This window comes from Achromobacter sp. GD03932 (assembly GCF_029839485.1).
Lineage (GTDB): Bacteria > Pseudomonadota > Gammaproteobacteria > Burkholderiales > Burkholderiaceae_B > Achromobacter > Achromobacter bronchisepticus_A.
On the sequence record NZ_JAOCAT010000023.1, the window covers coordinates 43,070 to 61,979 of the forward strand.

At 66.8% G+C, this 18,910-nt stretch carries 17 protein-coding genes; 10 read left to right on the forward strand and 7 right to left on the reverse strand.

Going from position 1 to position 18,910, the window contains the following annotated elements:
• Positions 1-114: 114 nt before the first annotated feature.
• The 5 genes from rdgB (at position 115) to ntrC (ending at position 6,334) form a co-directional block, all read left to right on the forward strand.
• On the forward strand, positions 115-738 hold the full coding sequence (gene rdgB, locus N5C88_RS20865; RefSeq protein ID WP_280016145.1) for an RdgB/HAM1 family non-canonical purine NTP pyrophosphatase: 624 nt from the start codon (positions 115-117) through the stop codon (positions 736-738).
• Positions 739-775: 37 nt separating this feature from the next.
• The gene (hemW, locus tag N5C88_RS20870; RefSeq protein WP_118932481.1) at positions 776-1,996 is read left to right on the forward strand and encodes a radical SAM family heme chaperone HemW; all 1,221 of its coding nucleotides are present in this window, start codon (positions 776-778) and stop codon (positions 1,994-1,996) included.
• 184 nt (positions 1,997-2,180) lie between these two features.
• Positions 2,181-3,593, forward strand: a complete 1,413-nt coding sequence (glnA, locus tag N5C88_RS20875; protein WP_059375815.1) for a type I glutamate--ammonia ligase — start codon at positions 2,181-2,183, stop codon at positions 3,591-3,593.
• 183 nt (positions 3,594-3,776) lie between these two features.
• Positions 3,777-4,841 (forward strand): nitrogen regulation protein NR(II), encoded by a 1,065-nt coding sequence (glnL, locus tag N5C88_RS20880; RefSeq protein ID WP_059375818.1) that lies wholly within the window; start codon positions 3,777-3,779, stop codon positions 4,839-4,841.
• Positions 4,841-6,334 carry a nitrogen regulation protein NR(I) gene (gene ntrC, locus N5C88_RS20885; RefSeq protein ID WP_280016146.1) on the forward strand — a complete coding sequence of 498 codons (1,494 nt, stop codon included), beginning with the start codon at positions 4,841-4,843 and terminating at the stop codon, positions 6,332-6,334. Before glnL ends, ntrC begins: the two co-directional genes overlap by 1 nt.
• An 18-nt stretch (positions 6,335-6,352) precedes the next feature.
• On the opposite strand, the gene N5C88_RS20890 is transcribed toward ntrC, so the two are convergent.
• On the reverse strand, positions 6,353-7,267 hold the full coding sequence (locus N5C88_RS20890) for a LysR family transcriptional regulator (RefSeq protein ID WP_059376173.1): 915 nt from the start codon (positions 7,265-7,267) through the stop codon (positions 6,353-6,355).
• Between the two features lie 171 nt (positions 7,268-7,438).
• Here N5C88_RS20890 and N5C88_RS20895 point away from each other — a divergent pair, with 171 nt between their 5' ends.
• The 3 genes from N5C88_RS20895 to N5C88_RS20905 all read left to right on the forward strand — a co-directional run bounded on the left by N5C88_RS20895 (position 7,439) and on the right by N5C88_RS20905 (position 10,215).
• Positions 7,439-8,137 carry a pirin family protein gene (locus N5C88_RS20895; RefSeq protein WP_059375824.1) on the forward strand — a complete coding sequence of 233 codons (699 nt, stop codon included), beginning with the start codon at positions 7,439-7,441 and terminating at the stop codon, positions 8,135-8,137.
• Positions 8,138-8,243: 106 nt separating this feature from the next.
• On the forward strand, positions 8,244-9,149 hold the full coding sequence (locus N5C88_RS20900) for a pirin family protein (RefSeq protein WP_059375827.1): 906 nt from the start codon (positions 8,244-8,246) through the stop codon (positions 9,147-9,149).
• Positions 9,150-9,237: 88 nt separating this feature from the next.
• Positions 9,238-10,215 carry a tripartite tricarboxylate transporter substrate binding protein gene (locus N5C88_RS20905; RefSeq protein ID WP_059375831.1) on the forward strand — a complete coding sequence of 326 codons (978 nt, stop codon included), beginning with the start codon at positions 9,238-9,240 and terminating at the stop codon, positions 10,213-10,215.
• 15 nt (positions 10,216-10,230) lie between these two features.
• Here the strand turns inward: N5C88_RS20905 and N5C88_RS20910 are convergent, their stop codons facing one another.
• The 3 genes from N5C88_RS20910 to N5C88_RS20920 form a co-directional block, all read right to left on the reverse strand.
• Positions 10,231-11,007, reverse strand: a complete 777-nt coding sequence (locus tag N5C88_RS20910; protein ID WP_042797075.1) for an ABC transporter ATP-binding protein — start codon at positions 11,005-11,007, stop codon at positions 10,231-10,233.
• 5 nt (positions 11,008-11,012) lie between these two features.
• Positions 11,013-12,683 carry an iron ABC transporter permease gene (locus N5C88_RS20915; RefSeq protein ID WP_118932476.1) on the reverse strand — a complete coding sequence of 557 codons (1,671 nt, stop codon included), beginning with the start codon at positions 12,681-12,683 and terminating at the stop codon, positions 11,013-11,015.
• Between the two features lie 145 nt (positions 12,684-12,828).
• A complete protein-coding gene (locus tag N5C88_RS20920; protein WP_059375838.1) occupies positions 12,829-13,872 on the reverse strand; it encodes a Fe(3+) ABC transporter substrate-binding protein in 1,044 nt (347 codons plus the stop codon).
• 336 nt (positions 13,873-14,208) lie between these two features.
• On the opposite strand from N5C88_RS20920, the gene N5C88_RS20925 reads away from it, so the two are divergent.
• Together N5C88_RS20925 and N5C88_RS20930 are read left to right on the forward strand one after the other, a co-directional pair.
• A complete protein-coding gene (locus N5C88_RS20925; RefSeq protein ID WP_059375840.1) occupies positions 14,209-14,985 on the forward strand; it encodes a ferredoxin--NADP reductase in 777 nt (258 codons plus the stop codon).
• A 206-nt stretch (positions 14,986-15,191) separates the two neighbouring features.
• The gene (locus tag N5C88_RS20930; RefSeq protein ID WP_280016172.1) at positions 15,192-15,983 is read left to right on the forward strand and encodes an SDR family oxidoreductase; all 792 of its coding nucleotides are present in this window, start codon (positions 15,192-15,194) and stop codon (positions 15,981-15,983) included.
• Positions 15,984-16,117: 134 nt separating this feature from the next.
• Here N5C88_RS20930 and N5C88_RS20935 read toward each other — a convergent pair whose 3' ends face one another.
• Genes N5C88_RS20935 through N5C88_RS20945 form a run of 3 tightly spaced genes read right to left on the reverse strand, consistent with a single transcriptional unit; the run spans position 16,118 to position 18,850 of the window.
• Positions 16,118-17,080, reverse strand: a complete 963-nt coding sequence (locus N5C88_RS20935) for a tripartite tricarboxylate transporter substrate binding protein (protein WP_059375846.1) — start codon at positions 17,078-17,080, stop codon at positions 16,118-16,120.
• A gap of 34 nt (positions 17,081-17,114) precedes the next feature.
• A complete protein-coding gene (locus N5C88_RS20940; protein WP_118932475.1) occupies positions 17,115-17,498 on the reverse strand; it encodes a hypothetical protein in 384 nt (127 codons plus the stop codon).
• Positions 17,495-18,850, reverse strand: coding sequence for a DUF1446 domain-containing protein (locus N5C88_RS20945; protein ID WP_280016150.1), 1,356 nt, complete (start codon positions 18,848-18,850; stop codon positions 17,495-17,497). The genes N5C88_RS20940 and N5C88_RS20945 overlap by 4 nt, the downstream gene beginning before the upstream one ends.
• Positions 18,851-18,910: the final 60 nt, after the last annotated feature.

Here is an 18,910-nt window from a genome sequence, read left to right on the forward strand (position 1 = left end):
TTCAATTAGGGTCAGTATCACTGTCAACCCCGGCGCAAGGTATATCCATTCCACTGGCACGGGCATGACGCCCGCAGGCGGCGCAGGGGGCCCGCGCCCTATACAATTTGCTCCATGACTGCTCCCAAGATTCCCGATTCCCTGCGCCGCGTGGTGCTGGCCTCCAACAACCCCGGCAAGTTGCGCGAGTTTTCCGCGCTGTTCGCGCCCCTGGGCATGGAACTCGTGCCCCAGGGCGAACTGGGCTTACCCGAAGCCGAAGAACCGCACGTGACGTTCGTCGAGAACGCGCTGGCCAAGGCGCGCCATGCCAGCCGCCTGACCGGGCTGCCGGCCCTGGCCGACGATTCCGGCCTGTGCGTGGCGGCGCTGGATGGCGCGCCTGGGGTGTATTCGGCGCGCTACGCCAAGATGCTCGGCGGCGAAAAATCCGATCAGGCCAATAACGAACTGCTGGTGCGCAATCTGGCCGGCGTGGCCGACCGCAGCGCCTGGTACGTGGCGGTGCTGGCGCTGGTGCGTTCCGAGAACGATCCGCGGCCCCTGATAGGCGAAGGCCTGTGGCACGGCGAGATCATCGACCAGCCCGAAGGCGCCAACGGCTTTGGCTACGATCCGCATTTCTACCTGCCCGACCAGGCCTTGACCGCCGCGGCGCTGGATCCCGAGGAAAAGAACCGGCTGAGCCATCGCGCCCGCGCGCTGCGCGAACTGTTGAGCAAGCTGAACCAGGCTTGACGAGGGCGCCGCGCGGCGCCCGGTTCAGGAATTACGCATGTCCATCATCATTCCCATCCGCAACGACATGGGCGCGCAGCCGTCGCGCCTGAAACTGCCGGCCGGCGCCACGCTGACCAGCCTGCCGCCGCTGTCCGTCTACGTGCACGTGCCCTGGTGCGTGCGCAAATGCCCTTATTGCGACTTCAATTCCCATGCTGCGCCGGGCGAGATCCCGGAGCGCGCCTATCTGGATGCCCTGCGCAGCGACCTCGAGCAGGCGCTGCCTTCGATCTGGGGGCGGCAGGTGGTATCGGTCTTCATAGGCGGGGGCACGCCCAGCCTGCTCTCGTCTGAAGGTCTGGACGAACTGCTGGCGATGCTGCGCGCCTGTCTGAACTTGTGGCCCGATGCCGAGATCACCATGGAAGCCAATCCCGGCACGGCCGAGGCCGGGCGTTTCCGCGACTATGCCGCCAGCGGCGTGACGCGGTTCTCGCTGGGGATCCAGAGCTTTGACGATGCGCAGCTGAAGAAGCTGGGCCGCATCCATGACAGCGCGCAGGCGAGGGCGGCGATCGAGATGGCGCAGCGGGCGGTTTCGCGCGTCAACCTGGACATGATGTTCGCCTTGCCCGGCCAGACGCTGGACGCCTGTGTGGCCGATCTGCGGCAGGCCGTGGCCTTCGGCACCGAGCACCTGTCGCTCTATCACCTGACGATGGAACCCAACACCGTCTTCGCCAAGTTCCCGCCCGAGGATCTGCCCGACGACGACACCAGCGCCGCCATGCAGGACGCGGTGGAAGCCGAGCTGGCCGCGGCCGGCCTGGCGCGCTACGAGGTCTCGGCCTATGCCAAGCCCGGCGCGCGCTGCCGCCACAACCTGAATTACTGGGAGTTCGGCGATTACCTCGGCTTGGGTCCCGGCGCGCACGGCAAGCTGTCGTTCCATGATCGCATCCTGCGCGAAGCGCGGCTGCGCGGCCCCGACTCCTGGATGCAGGCCGCCATGGCTCGGGATGGCAGCCACATCGCCGAAAGCCGCCAGGTCGGCCCGGACGAATTGCCGTTCGAGTTCATGCTGAACGCGCTGCGATTGAAGGACGGCGTCGCCGCCACTGCCTTCAATGAGCGCACCGGCCTGTCGCTGGCCGCCATTGCGCACCAATTGGAGGCGGCCTCCAAGCGCGGGCTGTTGGACGCCGATCCGACCCGCCTGCGGGCGACGCCACTGGGCTGGAGATTCCTCAACGACCTGCAGGAAATGTTCCTGTAGTGTTGCTGCACCATAGTGGGGCATTCATGCCCCACTATTTGCACCATGATGGTGCTACATTTTCCCATGATCGAGCCGACTTCCCCGGGGAATCCCGGAGAGGAAACCTGGCACGCTTATTGCTTCCCTCTTTTATGCCAGTCGACGGGCAAAGCCCTCGACCTTTTTATCTAATGGAGATGACATGGCAAGCCCGAAAGATGTCCTGAAACAGATCGCCGACAACGAAGTCAAATTCGTGGATTTCCGCTTTACCGATACGATTGGCCGTGAGCATCACATTTCGGTGCCGATCAGCCAGATCGACGAAGACAAGCTGGAAAGCGGGCAGGCCTTCGACGGTTCGTCGATCCCGGGCTGGAAGGGCATCGAAGCCTCCGACATGCTGCTCATCCCCGATCTGTCCACCGGCAACCTGGATCCGTTCCGCGAGGAGCCGACCCTGATCCTGTCGTGCGACGTGGTCGAACCGTCCGACCTGAAGGGCTATGACCGCGACCCGCGTTCGCTGGCCAAGCGCGCCGAAGCCTACCTGAAGTCCTCCGGCCTGGGCGACACCGCCTACTTCGGTCCGGAACCCGAATTCTTCGTCTTCGACGGCGTGACCTGGAACAGCGACATGTCCGGCACCTTCGTCAAGATCAAGTCCGAAGAAGCGCCCTGGTCCTCGGGCCTGGAGTTCGAAGGTGGCAACACCGGCCACCGTCCCACCGTCAAGGGCGGCTACTTCCCCGTGCCCCCGGTCGACTCCTTCCAGGACATGCGTTCGGAAATGTGCCTGCTGATGGAACAGATGGGCGTGCCGGTCGAAGTGCACCACCATGAAGTGGCTGGCGCCGGCCAGCTGGAAATCGGCACCAAGTTCAGCACGCTGGTGCAGCGCGCCGACTGGACGCAGATCGTCAAGTACGTGATTCACAACGTGGCTCACGCCTACGGCAAGACCGCCACGTTCATGCCCAAGCCCATCGTTGGCGACAACGGCTCCGGCATGCACGTCCACCAGTCCATCTGGAAGGACGGCCAGAACCTGTTCGCGGGCAACGGCTACGCCGGCCTGTCGGAATTCGCGCTGTACTACATCGGCGGCATCATCAAGCACGCCCGCGCGCTGAACGCCATCACCAACCCCGGCACCAACTCGTACAAGCGCCTGGTTCCGCACTACGAAGCGCCGGTGAAGCTGGCCTACTCGGCCCGCAACCGTTCGGCCTCGATCCGTATTCCGTACGTCGGCAACCCGAAGGGCCGCCGCGTCGAAGCGCGTTTCCCGGACCCCCTGGCCAACCCGTACCTGGCTTTCTCGGCCCTGATGATGGCCGGCCTGGACGGCGTGCAGAACAAGATTCACCCCGGCGATCCCGCCGACAAGAACCTGTACGACCTGCCGCCGGAAGAAGACGCGAAGATCCCGACCGTCTGCGCCTCGCTGGAACAGGCCCTGGAAGCCCTGGACAACGACCGCGAGTTCCTGACCCGCGGCGGCGTGTTCAGCAACGACATGCTCAGCGCCTACATCGACCTGAAGATGGCCGATGTGAACCGTCTGCGCATGACGCCGCACCCGGTCGAGTTCGACATGTACTACAGCCTCTGATGTCCTGAGGCAGTAGCTGGAGGTGGCGCGATGATGCAGGCAGAAACCAGGGCCCGCAGCACGCGCACCGCCAGATCGCGGTTCGACGTGCTGTCCGCCAGGCGCTGCGCCTGGCGGGCAGGGCGCCGGCTTCCGGCGCGGCCGTCGCGTTCCGCCGTCCCCTCACATTCGGGTATGTAGAAAATGAATGTAGAAGCTCTCGATTTGCTAGCCACGTCCGTTTTCCTGGTCAACGAACGCGGTCATATCGAATACGCCAATGCGGCCGCCGAAGATCTGTTTGGCCGCTCGCGCAAGCAACTAAGCGGCCATTCCGCCGCCACGCTGTTCGACAGTCCGGAAAACATCCAATCCTCCATCGATCGCGCCGCCGCCGGGCGCTATGCCGACGTCAGGCAACTGGCCTCGCTGCGCCGCGCCGCCGAATCCGTGGAAGTGTCCGTGACGACCGTCGGACTGACGGGCCAGCGCTGGCCCGTGCTGATAGAAACCCGCGAGATCGAGCAGCGCGTGCTGGCCGACCGCAACCACCGGCTGGTTGACGAGATCGAAGCCCACCGCGAGCTCCTGCGCAATCTGGCGCATGAAGTCAAGAATCCCCTGGGCGGCCTGCGCGGCGCCGCGCAATTGCTCGAAGCCGAACTGCCAAGCGCGGCCCTGGCCGAGTACACCCAGGTCATCATTTCCGAAGCCGACCGCCTGCAGGCGCTGGTGGACCGCCTGAGCGGCCCGCAACGTGTGCCGCTGAACGCGCGGCCGGTGAACATCCATGAGATCTGCGAACGCGTCTGCGCGCTGATCCAGGCCGAATTCCGCAATGACGTCACGCTGCTGCGCGACTACGACGCCTCGGTGCCGGACCTGAAGGGCGACGCCGCCCGCTTGATGCAGGCCGTGCTGAACGTGGCGCGCAACGCCGCGCAGGAACTGGTCGCCAGGCCGCCCGGGCCGCAGACCGAACCTGGCGTCGTCACGCTGCGCACGCGCGTGGCGCGGCAGGTGATGCTGGCCCACCGCCAGCACCGTCTGGCGCTGGTGCTGTCCATCATCGACAACGGTCCCGGCGTGCCGGACCAGATCCGTGACCGCATCTTCCATCCGCTGGTCACGGCCCGCGCCGGAGGCACCGGCCTGGGCTTGAGCCTGGCGCAGGATTTCGTGCAGCAGCACGGCGGCATCATCGAATTTGAATCCCGGCCCGGCCGCACCGAGTTCCGCCTGGTCCTACCGATGGAGCCCGCACACTGATGAAACCCGTATGGATCGTCGATGATGACCAGGCCATCCGCTGGGTCCTGGAAAAAGCCCTGGCGCGCGCCGGGGTGCCCACCCGCAGTTTTTCGCAATCGGCCGACGTGCTGGAAGCGCTGTCGCGCGAAGCGCCCGCCGCGCTGGTGTCCGACATCCGCATGCCCGGCGGCAACGGCCTGGAGCTGCTGCGCCAGCTGAAGGAACGCAATCCTGGCCTGCCGGTCATCGTCATGACCGCGTTCGCCGACCTGGACAGCACCGTGTCCGCGTTCCAGGGCGGCGCTTTCGACTACCTGGCCAAGCCGTTCGACGTGAACGAGGCGGTGGCGCTGATCCAGCGCGCCATGCAGGAGTCCGCCGAGCCTGAAAACCCCGAAGGGCAAGGCGAGTCGGCGCAGAACAACGAGCGCTGGATGATGACGCAGTCCTCGTCCACCGCCATGCAGGAAGTGTTCCGCGCGATCGGCCGGCTGGCGCAGTCCAAGGTCACCGTGCTGATCACCGGCGAGTCCGGCACTGGCAAGGAGCTGGTGGCGCGCGCCTTGCACGGCCATGGCGTGCGCGCCGGCGGTCCCTTCGTGGCGCTGAACGCGGCGGCCATTCCGCGCGACCTGCTGGAGGCCGAGCTGTTCGGCCACGAACGCGGCGCGTTCACGGGCGCCAACAATTTGCGCCGCGGCCGCTTCGAGGAAGCGCATGGCGGCACGTTGTTCCTGGACGAAATCGGCGACATGCCGATCGAGTTGCAGACACGCCTGTTGCGCGTGCTGGCCGAGGGCAGCTTCTACCGCGTCGGCGGCGCGCAGCCGGTGCGTGTCGATGTGCGCATCGTCGCCGCCACCCACCAGCCGCTGGAACAGCGCGTGGAGCAGGGCCTGTTCCGCGAGGATTTGTTCCACCGCCTGAACGTGATACGGCTGCGCCTGCCGCCCTTGCGCGAACGGGTGGAGGACATACCGGCGCTGGCCGGCCACTTCCTCACCGCCAGCGCCCGCGCGCTGGGGGTGCCGGTCAAGCGCCTGACGCCGGAAGCGCTAGCCGTGCTGTCCAAGTTCGACTTCCCGGGCAATGTGCGCCAGCTGGAGAACTTCTGCCACTGGCTGACGGTGATGGCGCCTGGCCAGACCGTGGAGCCGGCGGACCTGCCGCCGGAAATCCGCGCCATGGAACACCAGCAGCACCCGAGTCCCGCCTTGTCGCGTCCGGCCGTATCCATGGCCGGCGTGGGCACGGTGGTTCCGACCGCGGCGCCCGTGGAGGCCGGTTCGCAGCGCAACTGGCAGGATTCGCTGCTGCGCGATGCGCAGTACCGGCTGGAACGCGGCGAGCCCGCGGTCATGGCCACGCTGACGCGCCAGTTCGAGAAGATCCTGCTGCAAAGCGCGCTGGACGCCAGCCGCGGCCGGCGCGTGGAAGCCGCCAGCCGCCTGGGCATAGGCCGTAACACCATCACGCGCAAGCTGCGCGAACTGGGCATCGAAGACGAATAGGGCGCGCGGCCGCGCGCCTTATCCTATCCCCAAGAGGCTCTCGCACAGGCGCGGCGACTTCAGTTTCTGCAGCCACCATTTCAAGGCTTCGCCCGGCGGCTCCGAGCGCCAGGCGTAGGTCAGGTGTTCCGTCAGGGACATGCCTTCGTCTGTCTCGCACACCACCAGCAGGCCCTGCGCCAGATACGGCGCGGCCAGGGTCAGCGGCAGGTAGCCGCAGCCCAGGCCGCGCACCTGGGCGTCTATCTTGGCCTGCATGGTGGGCATGACCAGGGTGGGTTGCTCGGCCAGGATGCCGCGCGTCTGCGGCGCCAGGTTGCGCGACGTGTCCGCCACCACCACCGCGCAATAACGCGTGATGTCGGCGCGGCTCAAGGGCTGCGGCAGTGACGCCAGCGGATGGTGCGCGGCCACGCAGAAGCCGAATTGGGATTGGCCCATGGCTTGCGAGCGATAGGGGCCGGTGGGCTCGCCCGCCGCGCCCGCGCCGATGACCAGGTCGGCCCGTCCTGAGGTCAGGGCGTCCCAGTTGCCGCTCAACACCTCGCTGGAAAAGCGCAGCGTGGTGGCGCTGCCCAGCGCCTGGAACTCTTCGATCAGGTCATACAGCGGCCGCCACGGCAGCACCGCGCTGACGGCGATGCGCAGCTCCACCTCCCAGCCTGTGGCAATGCGCTTGACGCGGCAGGCCAGATCGTCCAGCGATTGCAGCACGTGGCGGCCGTCCTTCAGCAGCGTTTCGCCCGCCGGCGTCAGCAGCGCGCGGTGCCCGGAGCGGTCGAACAGCAGCACGTCCAGGCCATCTTCCAGCTTGCGGATGGAATAGGTGACGGCCGAAGGCACCTTGCCCAGTTCGCGGGCGGCCTTGGCAAAGCTGCCGTGGCGCGCGATGGCGTCCACCAGGATCAGCAGTTCGGGGGTGATGGCTTGCATGGTCGCTTCCGGCACAGGTATTCAAAAAATTTGAATGATTCCGTCAAAATATAGCGCCAAACAGGCCGGTCCGCACGCGCACAATATCACTCATGCCGGTGGTGCAGCGGCCTCCCAAGAATTGATGGCAGGGCTGCACAACCATTCACATTATTGAAACAGGAGTCCGCAATGCTTACCACTCGCCGCGCCGCTGAACGGGGTCATGCCAACCACGGATGGCTGGACTCGTTCCACACGTTTTCCTTCGCCAATTACTACGATCCTGCCCACATGGGCTTCGGCGCCCTGCGCGTGATCAATGACGACCGCATCGCGGCCGGCCGCGGCTTCGGCACGCATGGCCATCGCGACATGGAAATCATCACGTATGTGCTGGACGGCGCGATCGCCCACAAGGACAGCATGGGCAGCGGCTCGACCATCCAGCCCGGCAACGTGCAGCGCATGAGCGCCGGTCGCGGCGTCATGCACTCCGAGTTCAACCCGCTGGCGGACCGCGAAACGCACATGCTGCAGATCTGGATCGAGCCCGACGTCACCGGCATCGCGCCGGAGTACGAAGAGCGCGGTTTCAGCGACGAGCAGAAGCGCGGCCGGCTGCAAGCGCTGGTGTCGCCGGATGGCGCCGATGGCTCGATGAAGATCCATCAGGATGCGCGCCTCTATGGCGGGCTGTTCGACGGCGCCGAGTCGGCCGCCCTGGATCTGGCCGCCGGCCGCCGCGCCTGGGTGCACGTGGCCCGCGGCAGCCTGACGGTCAACGGGGTTGAACTGTCGGCTGGCGACGCGCTCGCCATCACCGGCGAGCCCCGCGTCGAGCTGTCGGGCGGCAAGCAGGCCGAAGTCCTGGTGTTCGACCTGGCGTAATGCGCCAAGGCGGGCGGACTGAACCAAGTCCGCCCGCCGCAGTTTTTTTCATGCAGGCGGCAGGCCTTAAGATGGCCTTAGTCCCCACCACCCGGAGAGTCCGATCATGTCCACCTTGTCCGAAGCCGGCGAAAGCCAGATTGAATCCGTCGTGGTGCCGCGCACCAGCGACCTGGGCGGCTTTTCCGTGCGCCGCGCCATCCCCTCCGCGCAGCGCCGCACCGTCGGGCCGTTCGTCTTCCTGGACCACATGGGTCCGGTCGAATTTGCCGCCGGTACGGGCATAGACGTGCGCCCGCATCCGCATATCGGCCTGTCCACGGTGACCTATCTGTACGAAGGCTCCATGGTGCATCGCGACGGTGCGGGCCACACCCAGACCATCCTGCCCGGCGAGGTCAACTGGATGACGGCCGGCCGCGGCATCGTGCACTCGGAACGCTCCTCGCCCGAAAGCCGCCAGGCGGCGCAGCGCCTCTGTGGCCTGCAGATCTGGGTGGGGCTGCCCAAGGAACATGAGGAAACCGATCCGGGCTTCACCCACTATGGTCTGGATGCCCAGCCGGTCATCGAAGGCGAGGGCGTGCGCGCCCAGGTGGTGGCGGGTTCGCTGTTCGGCAAGACGTCTTCGGTGAAGACGCTGTCGCCGCTCTTCTATGGCGATCTGCAACTGCAGGCGGGCGCGACCACGGTGCTGCCGGCCGAGCATGAAGAGCGCGCCGCCTATCTGGCGCAGGGTACGGTCGAGATCGACGGCCAGGAGTTCGAAAGCGGCCGCCTGGTCGTGTTTGCGCCGGGCCGCCCCGTGCAGATCCGCGCCAAGACCGCGGCGCGCTTTGCCGTGATCGGCGGCGAACCTCTCGATGGGCCGCGCTTCGTGTGGTGGAACTTCGTCTCCAGCAGCAAGGACCGCATCGAACAGGCCAAGCAGGATTGGCAGCGCAGCCGCTTCGACCAGGTCGTGCCGGGCGACGAGACTGAGTACATCCCGCTGCCCGAACCGCGCGCCTGACTCAACGCTCAAGCCCGGCCGCGCGCAAGCGCCGCGCGGCCGGCGGTATGATGCGCCTCCGAACCCAACAACACGGGATGGAGACAACATGCATCGCTACACATTCAACGCGCTGCGCGGCCTGGCCGCGGTGGCGCTGATCCAGGGCGCTTCGGCGGCGCTCGCCGCCGGCTATCCGGCCAAGCCCATCACCTTCATCGTGCCTTACACCGCCGGCGGCACCACCGACCTGGTGGCGCGCACCGCCGGGCAAAAGGTGGCGGAAAAATTGGGCCAACCCGTCATCGTCGAGAACCGTCCCGGCGCGGGCGGCAACATCGGCATGGACGCCGTGGCCAAGGCCGCGCCCGACGGCTACACCATCGGCTTCGGGGCCATCTCGACCAATGCGCTGAATCCCTTCGTCTACCCGTCGATGCCTTTCGATCCCACCAAGGATTTCACGGGCGTCAGCATGCTGGGCGCGTCCACCGTGGTGCTGGAAGTCGGCCCGGCCTTGAAGGTCGACAGCGTCAAGGATCTGGTCGCCTACGCCAAGCAGCATCCGGGCACCTCGTTCGGCACGCCGGGCACCGGCACCTCCATGCATCTGGCCGGCGTGATGTTCGACCAGCTGACCGGCGCCGGCATGCAGCACATTCCGTACAAGGGCAGCGCGCAGGGGCTGAACGACCTGCTGGGCGGCCACCTGCCGGTGATGTTCGACAATCTGCCGGCGTCGCTGCCGCATATCAAGGCGGGCAAGGTGCATGCGCTGGCGGTGACGGGCAGCAAGCGTGCGCCCGCCTTGCCGGACGTGCCGACGCTGGCCGAGCTGGGCTACGAGGCAGCCGTGGTCGATCCGTGGTTCGCGGTCTATGGGCCGGCGAAGATGTCGCCCGAAGTGACCAAGGCGCTCAGCGAAGCCTTCCAATGGGCGCTGGCCCTGCCGGAAGTGAAGACCAAGCTGGAACAGGCCGGCTTCATGCCCTATGGTTCCACGCCGCAGGAAGTGGAGCGCCTGACCCAGAGCCAGCACGAGGCTTTCAAGGCCTTGTCGCAAAAGGTGAAGCTGTCGGCCGACTGAGCGGCCGGGATGACCTCAGCGGCCGCGGGCGTAGGCCTGCTCGCGCCGCTCTTCCAGCGCTTCGCGGCGGATGAAATCGCGCACGAAGTCGCTGGCGGGATGATGGTGCAGGTTATAGGGCGTGTCCCACTGCGCGATGCTGCCCTTGGACATGACGCCGATGCGGTCGGCGATGGCGAAGGCTTCGGCCTGGTTGTGCGTGACCAGGATGGCCGTGTGGCCGGTGGTCTTGAGGATGTCGCGCACCTCGAAGGCCAGGCGCTCGCGCGTGTCCACGTCCAGGTTCGAGAAGGGCTCGTCCAGCAGCAGCAGGTCGGGCGAGGGGGCCAGCGCGCGCGCCAGCGCCACGCGCTGTTGCTGGCCGCCGGAAATCTCGTGCGGATAGCTGTTGGCGGCATGGGCCAGACCCACCAGCTCCAGCATTTCTTCGACGCGGCGGGCGCGCTCCGGGCGCGCCATCTTGCGCAGGCCGAAGGCCACGTTCAGCGCCACCGTCAGGTGAGGGAAGAGCGCGTAGTCCTGGAACATCATGCCTACCCGGCGATGCTCGGGCGCGACCTGCACGGTGGGCGAGGAAATGACGGTGCCATCCAGCAGGATGCGTCCGGCCCGCACCGGCTCGAAGCCGGCGATGGCGCGCAGCACCGTGGTCTTGCCGCAGCCGGACTCGCCCAGCAGGCAGCCGATATGGCCCACGGGCAGCCCCAGCGTCAGGTCCTGCACCACGGGCTTGAGCCCCGCCGGCGTGTCGTAGGCGAGGGAAAGGTGATCGAGTTCTAACAGATCGGGCACGATGATCAATGTCCCATTTTCAGATTGGTGCGCGCCAGCAGGATGACGGGGAACAGGCCGGCCAGCACGATGGCCAGCGCGGCGACGGCGCCTTCTTCATAGGTGCCGCGGGCCGCCTCGGCGTAGAGCCAGGTTGCGAGCGTGTCGAAATTCATGGGCCGCAGCAGCAGCGTCGCGGGCAGTTCCTTCATGGCGTCCACGAACACCAGCAGGGCGCTGGCCGCGAGCGCGGGGCGCAAGAGCGGCAGATGCACGCGGCGCAAGGTCCCGGCCGAGCTTTCGCCCAAGAGGCGCGAAGCCTGCTCCAGTGACGGCGGAATACGGGCCAGGCCGGCTTCCAGCGCGCCGGTGGAAATTGCGAGGAAACGGATCGCGTAGGCGCAGACCAGCGCGCCCATCGAGCCCATCAGGAACAGTCCCGTGCCGCCGAAGACCTTGGCGACCGCGGTATCGATCCAGACGAACGGCGTGAGCAGGCCGATGGCCAGCACCGTGCCGGGCACGGCATAGCCCAGGCTGGCGATGCGCGCGCAGGCGCGGCCCGGGTTGAAGCCCGAGCTTTCGCGCAGCGTGCGTCCGGCCCAGGCCACGACCAGCCCGCACAGCAGGGTGACGACGGTGGCGCTGAAGGCCACGATCAGGGTATTGCTCAAGCCGTTCAACAACTGATGGGATACGCCGCCCACCAGATGCAGGCGCTTGTAGGTCTCCACGACCAGATAGAGCGCCGGCGCGACAAAACCGATCAGCACCGGTATCCAGCCCAACGCCGCGGCAACGGCCGCCGCCGGACCGCGCAGGCGGCGCGGCTGCATCGGGCGCATGCGCTGCGTGTTGGCGTAGCGTTGGCGCTTGCGGCCATGGCGTTCCAGCAGGATCAGCCCGATCACGATCGCCAGCATGGTGAGCGCGATCTGCGCCGCGCCCGCCAGGTCCGAACGCGTGACCCAGGTGGTGTAGACCGACACGGTCAGCGTCTGCACGCCCAGGAATTCCGAAGCGCCGATGTCATTCAGCGTTTCCAGCAGCGCCAGGCTGACGCCGACCACGATGGCGGGCCGGGCCAGCGGCAGGGCGACGCGGAAGAACACGGCGAGGCGGCCGGCGCCCAGCGTGCGGGCCGCTTCCAAGAGGCTGGCGGCCTGCGTCATGAACATGACGCGGGTGCTCAGGTACACATAAGGGTAGAGCACGAAGCCCAGCACGAAAATTGCGCCATAGATGGAACGCAGGTCGGGCAGGCGGAACTGGCGCGGGCTGTCATAGCCCAGCAGCGCGCGGATCGCGGTCTGTATCGGGCCGATGGGATGCAGCAGGTCCAGATAGGCGAAGGCGATGATGTAGGTCGGCACCGCCAGCGGCAGCAGCAGCGCCCAGGTCAGCACGCGGCGGGTAGGGAAGTCGTACGCGGTCACCAGCCAGGCCGCGCCCGTGCCCAGCAGCGTCACCAGCACGCCCACCCCGGCCAGCAGGATGGCGGTATTGGCCAGCGCCTGCGGCAATACGTAATTGGCGAGATGCTGCCAATGCGAGAGTTCGCCGCCCAGCGCCCACCAGCCCAGCGTCAGGACGGGCGCCAATACGGCCAGCGCGATCAGGGCGGCGCCGGCCAGCCAGCCGGCCCCGCGTTCAGTCCAGCGCAGACGCAGCGGCCGGGGCAAAGAATCTGTGTGCATGCTTCAAAGTCGATTGCATCAATGGCAAGGCCTGCTCCCCCAAAAGAAGGGAGCAGGCCCTACGCGTGAGCTTATGCGCAGCCCGCGCGTTTGTCACTGCCGCATGGTTTCGCCAAGCCGGCGGGCGTGGCGTTCCATGGGCCTATCAGTTGTCAAAACCGACCTTGTCCACCAATTCGCTGGCTTGCTTGCGATGCTTGGCGATCTCGGTCAGCGGCAGCGGGTCCACCTTCAGTTCGCCAAAACTGGCGATCACGGGGTCCAGCTTCACGCCCTTGCGGACGGGGTATTCATAGTTTGCCTGGGCGTACAGGGCCTGGGCGGGTTCCGACACCAGGAAGTCCAGCAGCTTGACCGCGTTGGCCTTGTTGGGCGCGTGGGCGGCAACGGCGGCGCCGCTGACGTTCACGTGCGTGCCGCCGCTCTTGGCGTTGGCGAAGGTCGGGCGGATCACCTTGATGGCATCGCCCCACTTGCGGGCGTCGGTGCCGGGCTCGGCATTCTTCATGTGGCCGACGTAATAAGCATTGGCCAGGCCGATGTCGCAGATGCCGCCCAGGATGTCGCGGGCCACGTCGCGGTCGCCGCCGGCAGCCTTGCGGGCCAGGTTGGCCTTGACGCCGCGCAGCCATTTTTCGGTGGCTTCGGCGCCGTCATGCGCGATCATGGAGGCGACCAGCGCGGTGTTGTAGGGATGCTGGCCCGAACGGATGCAGACCTTGCCCTTCCACTTGGGATCGGCCAGGTCTTCGTAGCGGAAGGCTTCCAGCTTCAGGTCCTTTTCCACGTACAGCACGCGGTCGCGCAGCGACAGGGCGTACCACTTGCCGTCGGCGCCGCGCAGGTTGGCGGGGATGACGGATTCCAGGGTTTGCGACTTGACCGACTGGGTCACGCCGCCATCGACCAGGTCCAGCAGGTTGCCGATGTCCACGGTCATCAGCACGTCGGCGGGCGACTTGGCGCCTTCCGCCTTGACGCGCTCCAGCAGGCCGTCCTTGACGAAGACCGTGTTGACCTTGATGCCGCTTTCCTTGGTGAAGGCGTCCAGCAGCGGCTGGATCAGCTTGGGTTCCCGGGTGGTGTAGAGGCTGACTTCCTCGGCGGCGTTGGCCGACACGGCGAAGGCGGCGGCGCCGGCCAGCGCCAGGGCGCGCAGCAGCGAGTTCAATTGGGGACGTTTGGTCATGACGAGGTGGTCCGGCTAGGGCTGCAGAGGGATTCCCGAGGCTTCAGGCCTTCCCGCTGCGCAAAACTGTCTGCTAACGAAAATGATTATCAAATGAGAACGCGACGATAACAGGAAGCAAAGCGGCGTTCAACTGGTCGTAAGTCAGGCAGGCTGCAAGCTTGATCCCCATCAATACGGCATAAGGGTATTACGGAATAATGAGAGCAGTTATCATCGAGACCCTGTAGAATAGGGTCAACCCTAATGCCGGCCGCGTCTTTTGTGCGGTGCGGAATGACCCAGCGGCGCAAGCCGGGCGCGTAGCCCGGGGCGGTCGCCCTTATTTGATACGACATGGCTGCTTTCAACACTGAGCGCGTACTAAGCGTGCACCACTGGAACGACACCCTGTTTTCCTTTACCACGACGCGTGACTCGGCCTTGCGGTTCCACAATGGCCACTTCGTGATGATCGGACTGGAAGTTGAAGGCAAGCCCTTGCTGCGGGCCTACAGCATCGCCAGCGCCAACTATGAAGAGAACCTCGAGTTCCTCAGCATCAAGGTGCAGAACGGCCCGCTCACGTCGCGCCTGCAGCATCTGAAAGAAGGCGACACCATCCTGGTCAGCCGCAAGCCCGTGGGCACGCTGGTCGTGGACGACCTGAAGCCGGGCAAGCACCTGTTCCTGTTCGGCACGGGCACGGGCCTGGCGCCTTTCATGAGCATCATCAAGGATCCGGACGTCTACGAACGCTTCGACAAGGTCATCCTGGTGCATGGCGTGCGTTGGGTCAGCGAGCTGGCCTACGCCGACTTCATCGAAAAGGAATTGCCGAACAACGAATTCTTCGGCGACGTGGTGCGCGAGAAGCTCGTGTATTACCCGACGGTCACGCGCGAACCGTTCCGCAACCAAGGCCGCATCACCGAACTGATGGAAAACGGCAAGCTGTGCGCCGACATCGGCATTCCCCAGATCAATCCGGAAACCGACCGCGCCATGATCTGCGGCAGCCCCCATATGTTGGCCGACATCAGCGCCATGCTGGACAAGCGCGGCTTCACGGTATCGCCGGGCGTGGGCCAGCCGGGCGACTACGTGGTCGAGCGCGCATTCGTGGACAAATAAGTCCCGCCGCTGGCGCCAAACCCCAAACCCATCGCAGCGATGCGATGGGTTTTTTGTTTTCCGAGGCCGTAGGACGTCATTTTCAAGCGCAGCCCCGCAACGAGAAGCACGCGGCGCTGATGGGGCGCGACAATACAAGGTTCAAGGCGCGGATCGCGGAATCCGCCATGCGCCAATCGATTGCAAACAACGACAAGGAGCGAGAAATGGATCTGGGCATTACCGGCAGGACCGCGCTGGTGGGCGGCGCAAGCAAAGGCCTGGGCTACGGCTGCGCGCTGGCCTTGGTGCGCGAGGGCGTCAACGTGGTGATCGTTGCGCGCGGCGCCGACGCCCTTGAGGCCGCGCGGCAGCAACTGCTGCAGACGCGGCCGGACGGCAAGACCTTCGTCAAGGCCGTGGCTGCCGATATCACCACCGCGCAAGGCCGCGAGGCCGTGTTCGCCGCGCATCGCGACTACGACATCGTGGTCACGAACGCGGGCGGGCCGCCGCCCGGGGACTTCCGCGATTGGGGCAGGGAGCAGTGGCTGAACGCGGTCGACGCCAACATGCTCACGCCGATCGAGTTGATCAAGGCCACGGTGGACAGCATGGCCGAGCGCGGCTTCGGGCGCATCGTCAACATCACGTCAAGCGCGGTCAAGGCGCCAATCGACATCCTGGGCCTGTCCAATGGCGCGCGCAGCGGCTTGACCGGTTTCGTGGCGGGCGTGGCGCGCAGCGACATCGCGGCCCGCGGCGTCACGATCAACAATCTGCTGCCGGGCGCTTTCGCCACCGATCGCTTGAGCTCGGCCCTGGCGGCATCGGCAGCCAAAACGGGGCAGGACGCGCAAGCCGTGCGCGCCCAGCGCCAGGCAGCGATTCCGGCTGGCCGCTTTGGCAACGCGGAGGAGTTCGGCGCCATCTGCGCCTTCCTGTGCAGCGTCCATGCGGGCTACATCACCGGCCAGAATGTGCTGGCGGACGGCGGCGCCTATCCCGGCACGTTCTGAGCGGCCAGCGGTGACGTGTCGAGCAGATCTGTTCGCGGGCTAGACGGTGTGAATGACCGCCCCTCGGCAGCGGCGTGCCCAACTGGCGACGGGCGGCGGCGCGAGCGCGCACCGCCGCCCGCAGGCGCCCCGGCCTATTCAGGCTGAATGCCTGCCTTCTTGATGATCTCGCCCCACTTCTTCGACTCGGCCTGCTGGAACTGCGCCAGTTCTTCCGGCGTGGAGCTTGCCGCATCCGTGCCCGTCTGCGCATAGAACTGCTTGGCGGGAGCGCTTGCCGTGGCCTTGACCAGCAATTCATTCAGGCGCTTGACGACATCCGGCGGCGTGCCGGCAGGCGCATACGCGGCGAACCAGTAGCCCATTTCGTAGCCCGGGACACCGGCTTCGGCGATGGTGGGCACGTCCGGCGCCAGCGGCGAGCGCGCCTGGCCGGTCACGCCCAACGCGCGCAGCTTGCCCGACTTGACCTGCGGCAGGCCGGTGGCGGTGTCGGTGATCATCATATCGATCTGGCCGCCCAGGAGGTCGGTGACCGCCAGCGGGTTGCTCTTGTACGGCACGTGCAGTAGCTGCACGCCCGCCATCTGCTGCAGCAGTTCGCCGGCGATGCGGCTGCTGGAGCTGCCGCTGCCGAAGCTCAGCTTGCCGGGCGCTTGCTTGGCCTGGGCCAGGAAGTCGCCGACCGTCTTGGCCGGCGAACTGGGATTGACCACCATGATCTGGCCGCCTTTGCCCAGCAGGGTCAGCGGCGCGTAGTCCTTGACCGGATCGTAGGTCAGCGTCTTGTAGAGGTGTTCATTGGCGGCGTGCGTGGTGTTGGTGGTGATCAGCACGGTGTAGCCGTCAGGAGCGGCGCGGGCGCCGGCGGCGGCGCCTATCATCGCGCTGGCCCCGGGCTTGTTCTCGATCACCACGGCCTGGCCGGTCTGTTCGGTGACGCCCTGGCCGATGGCGCGGCCGATCTGGTCGGTGGCGCTGCCGGCCGCGAACGGCACGATGAAGGTGATGGGTTTGGCGGGGAACTGGGCCATGGCGCTCAAGGGCAGGGCGGCGGCCAGCAGCAAGGCCAGCCGGCCTTTGGAAGCAATGCGCATGTGTGTCTCCTGTGGATTTTTATAGGAATCGAAATCAGGCGGCCGCGGGGCGGTCACCGGGTATGTCAGGCAGCCGGGCGGCCAGCGCCGGGCTGACCTCGACCGTCATGTCCAGCAATCTGAATGACAGGCTCTTGCCGTGCGTATCCAGGTTGAGGGCATCGTTGACGCCGCCGTCCAGCACGCCTTCCAGCACGAAGTTCATGGCGTGCAGCGTGGGCAGCATGTAGCGGGTGACGCGGCTGGGGCGGCGGTAGGCGAACCAGGCGGCGACGCGGGCTTCGGTAGCCTGTGCCGCCAGCACGTCGTAGCATTCCGGGTCCCAGGCGATCAGGCTCAGGTTGGAGATGTCGCCCTTGTCGCCGGAACGGCTGTGCGCCAGGCGATATAGGGGGACTGAGATCAGCGGCGGATTCATTGCGGGGCTTCTTCCAGGAAGGTCCAGCCGCTGGGCACGGCGTCGCGCGGCAGGGTGCAGGACAGCATGTTCAGGCGCGGGCGCAGCGCGGTGCGCACGCCGCCGCCGCCGGCCGGGCCGCAGGTATAAAGCGCGGTCACTTCGCGCAGCACGCTTTCCGCCAGCTTGCGGTCCAGATGTTCGGCCGCGATGCGCAGGCGCACGTCGCGCGCATGGCCGGGGGGCAGGGCCGACAGCATGCTGCCGGCGTCGTCGCCCAGGATGCTGATGGCGCCGATGAGGTCGGCGCGCAGCCGCAGGGCCGGGTCCAGGCGCTTGCGCACGATATCGGCGGCCAAGCGGGCGCGCGCCTCGGCCTGCACCCCGGCGTAGGAGATCTCGGCCTCGGCCAGCCAGCCGCCGCGGTAGCAGACGTTGACCTTGAGTTCCGCCGGACGCGCGTGGCCGGTGATGCCACGCACCGACACCCGATCGCCGCCCAGGTCGACCACCTCGGCGCGGCTCAGGTCGGCGACGACGTCCGGCGTCAGGTAGCGCGCTGGATCGTGCACCTCGTACAGCAGTTGTTCCTTGACCGTGCGGGCGTCGACCATGCCGCCAGTACCGTCTGCCTTGCCGATCACGAATTCGCCGTCCGCATCGATCTCGGCGATGGGAAAGCCCGCGGCATGCACGTCCGGCACGTCCTTCAGGCCCGGCACGCAGAAGTAGCCGCCGGTAACCTGCAGGCCGCATTCCAGCATGTGGCCGGCCATGGTGGCGCGGCCCAGCCGCGGCCAATCGTCCATGGACCAGCCGAAATGGGCCAGCGCCGGACCCAACGTGAGCGATGGGTCCGACACGCGGCCCGCGACCACGATCTGCGCGCCGGCCCGCAGCGCCTCTGCGATCTCGGCGGCGCCGAGGTAGGCGGTGGCGCTGACCACGTCCATTCCGTCCAGCGCGCCACCAAGGCGTAGTCGCAGCAGTTCGCGTTGCGCATCGCCGGACAGCGCGTCGCCGTGCACCACCGCGATGCGCGGCGCGGGCAGGCCTTGCTGCCGGGCCAGCGCGGCAATGCGCCGGGCCGCGGCGCGCGGGTTCGCCGCGCCGAAGTTGCCGACGATGCGGATGCCGTGGCGCAGGCAATCGGCCAGCACCGGGCCGACCAGTTCGTCCAGCAAGGGTTCGTAGCCGCGCTCCGGATCTTCGTTGCGGGCCAACTGGGCCAGCGCCAGCGTGCGCTCGGCCAGCGTTTCATAAATCAGCACGCCGCCGCGGGCGATCAGCGTACGCACCACGGCGGCGGCGCCGTCGCTGCGGTCGCCGGAGAACCCGGAGGCGCAGCCTATGTGGAGGGGGGCTAGGGACATACGGAATCAGGGCAGGGGTCTAGGTGTCTGAGCCCACTATAGGCATGCGCGGCTCATCAG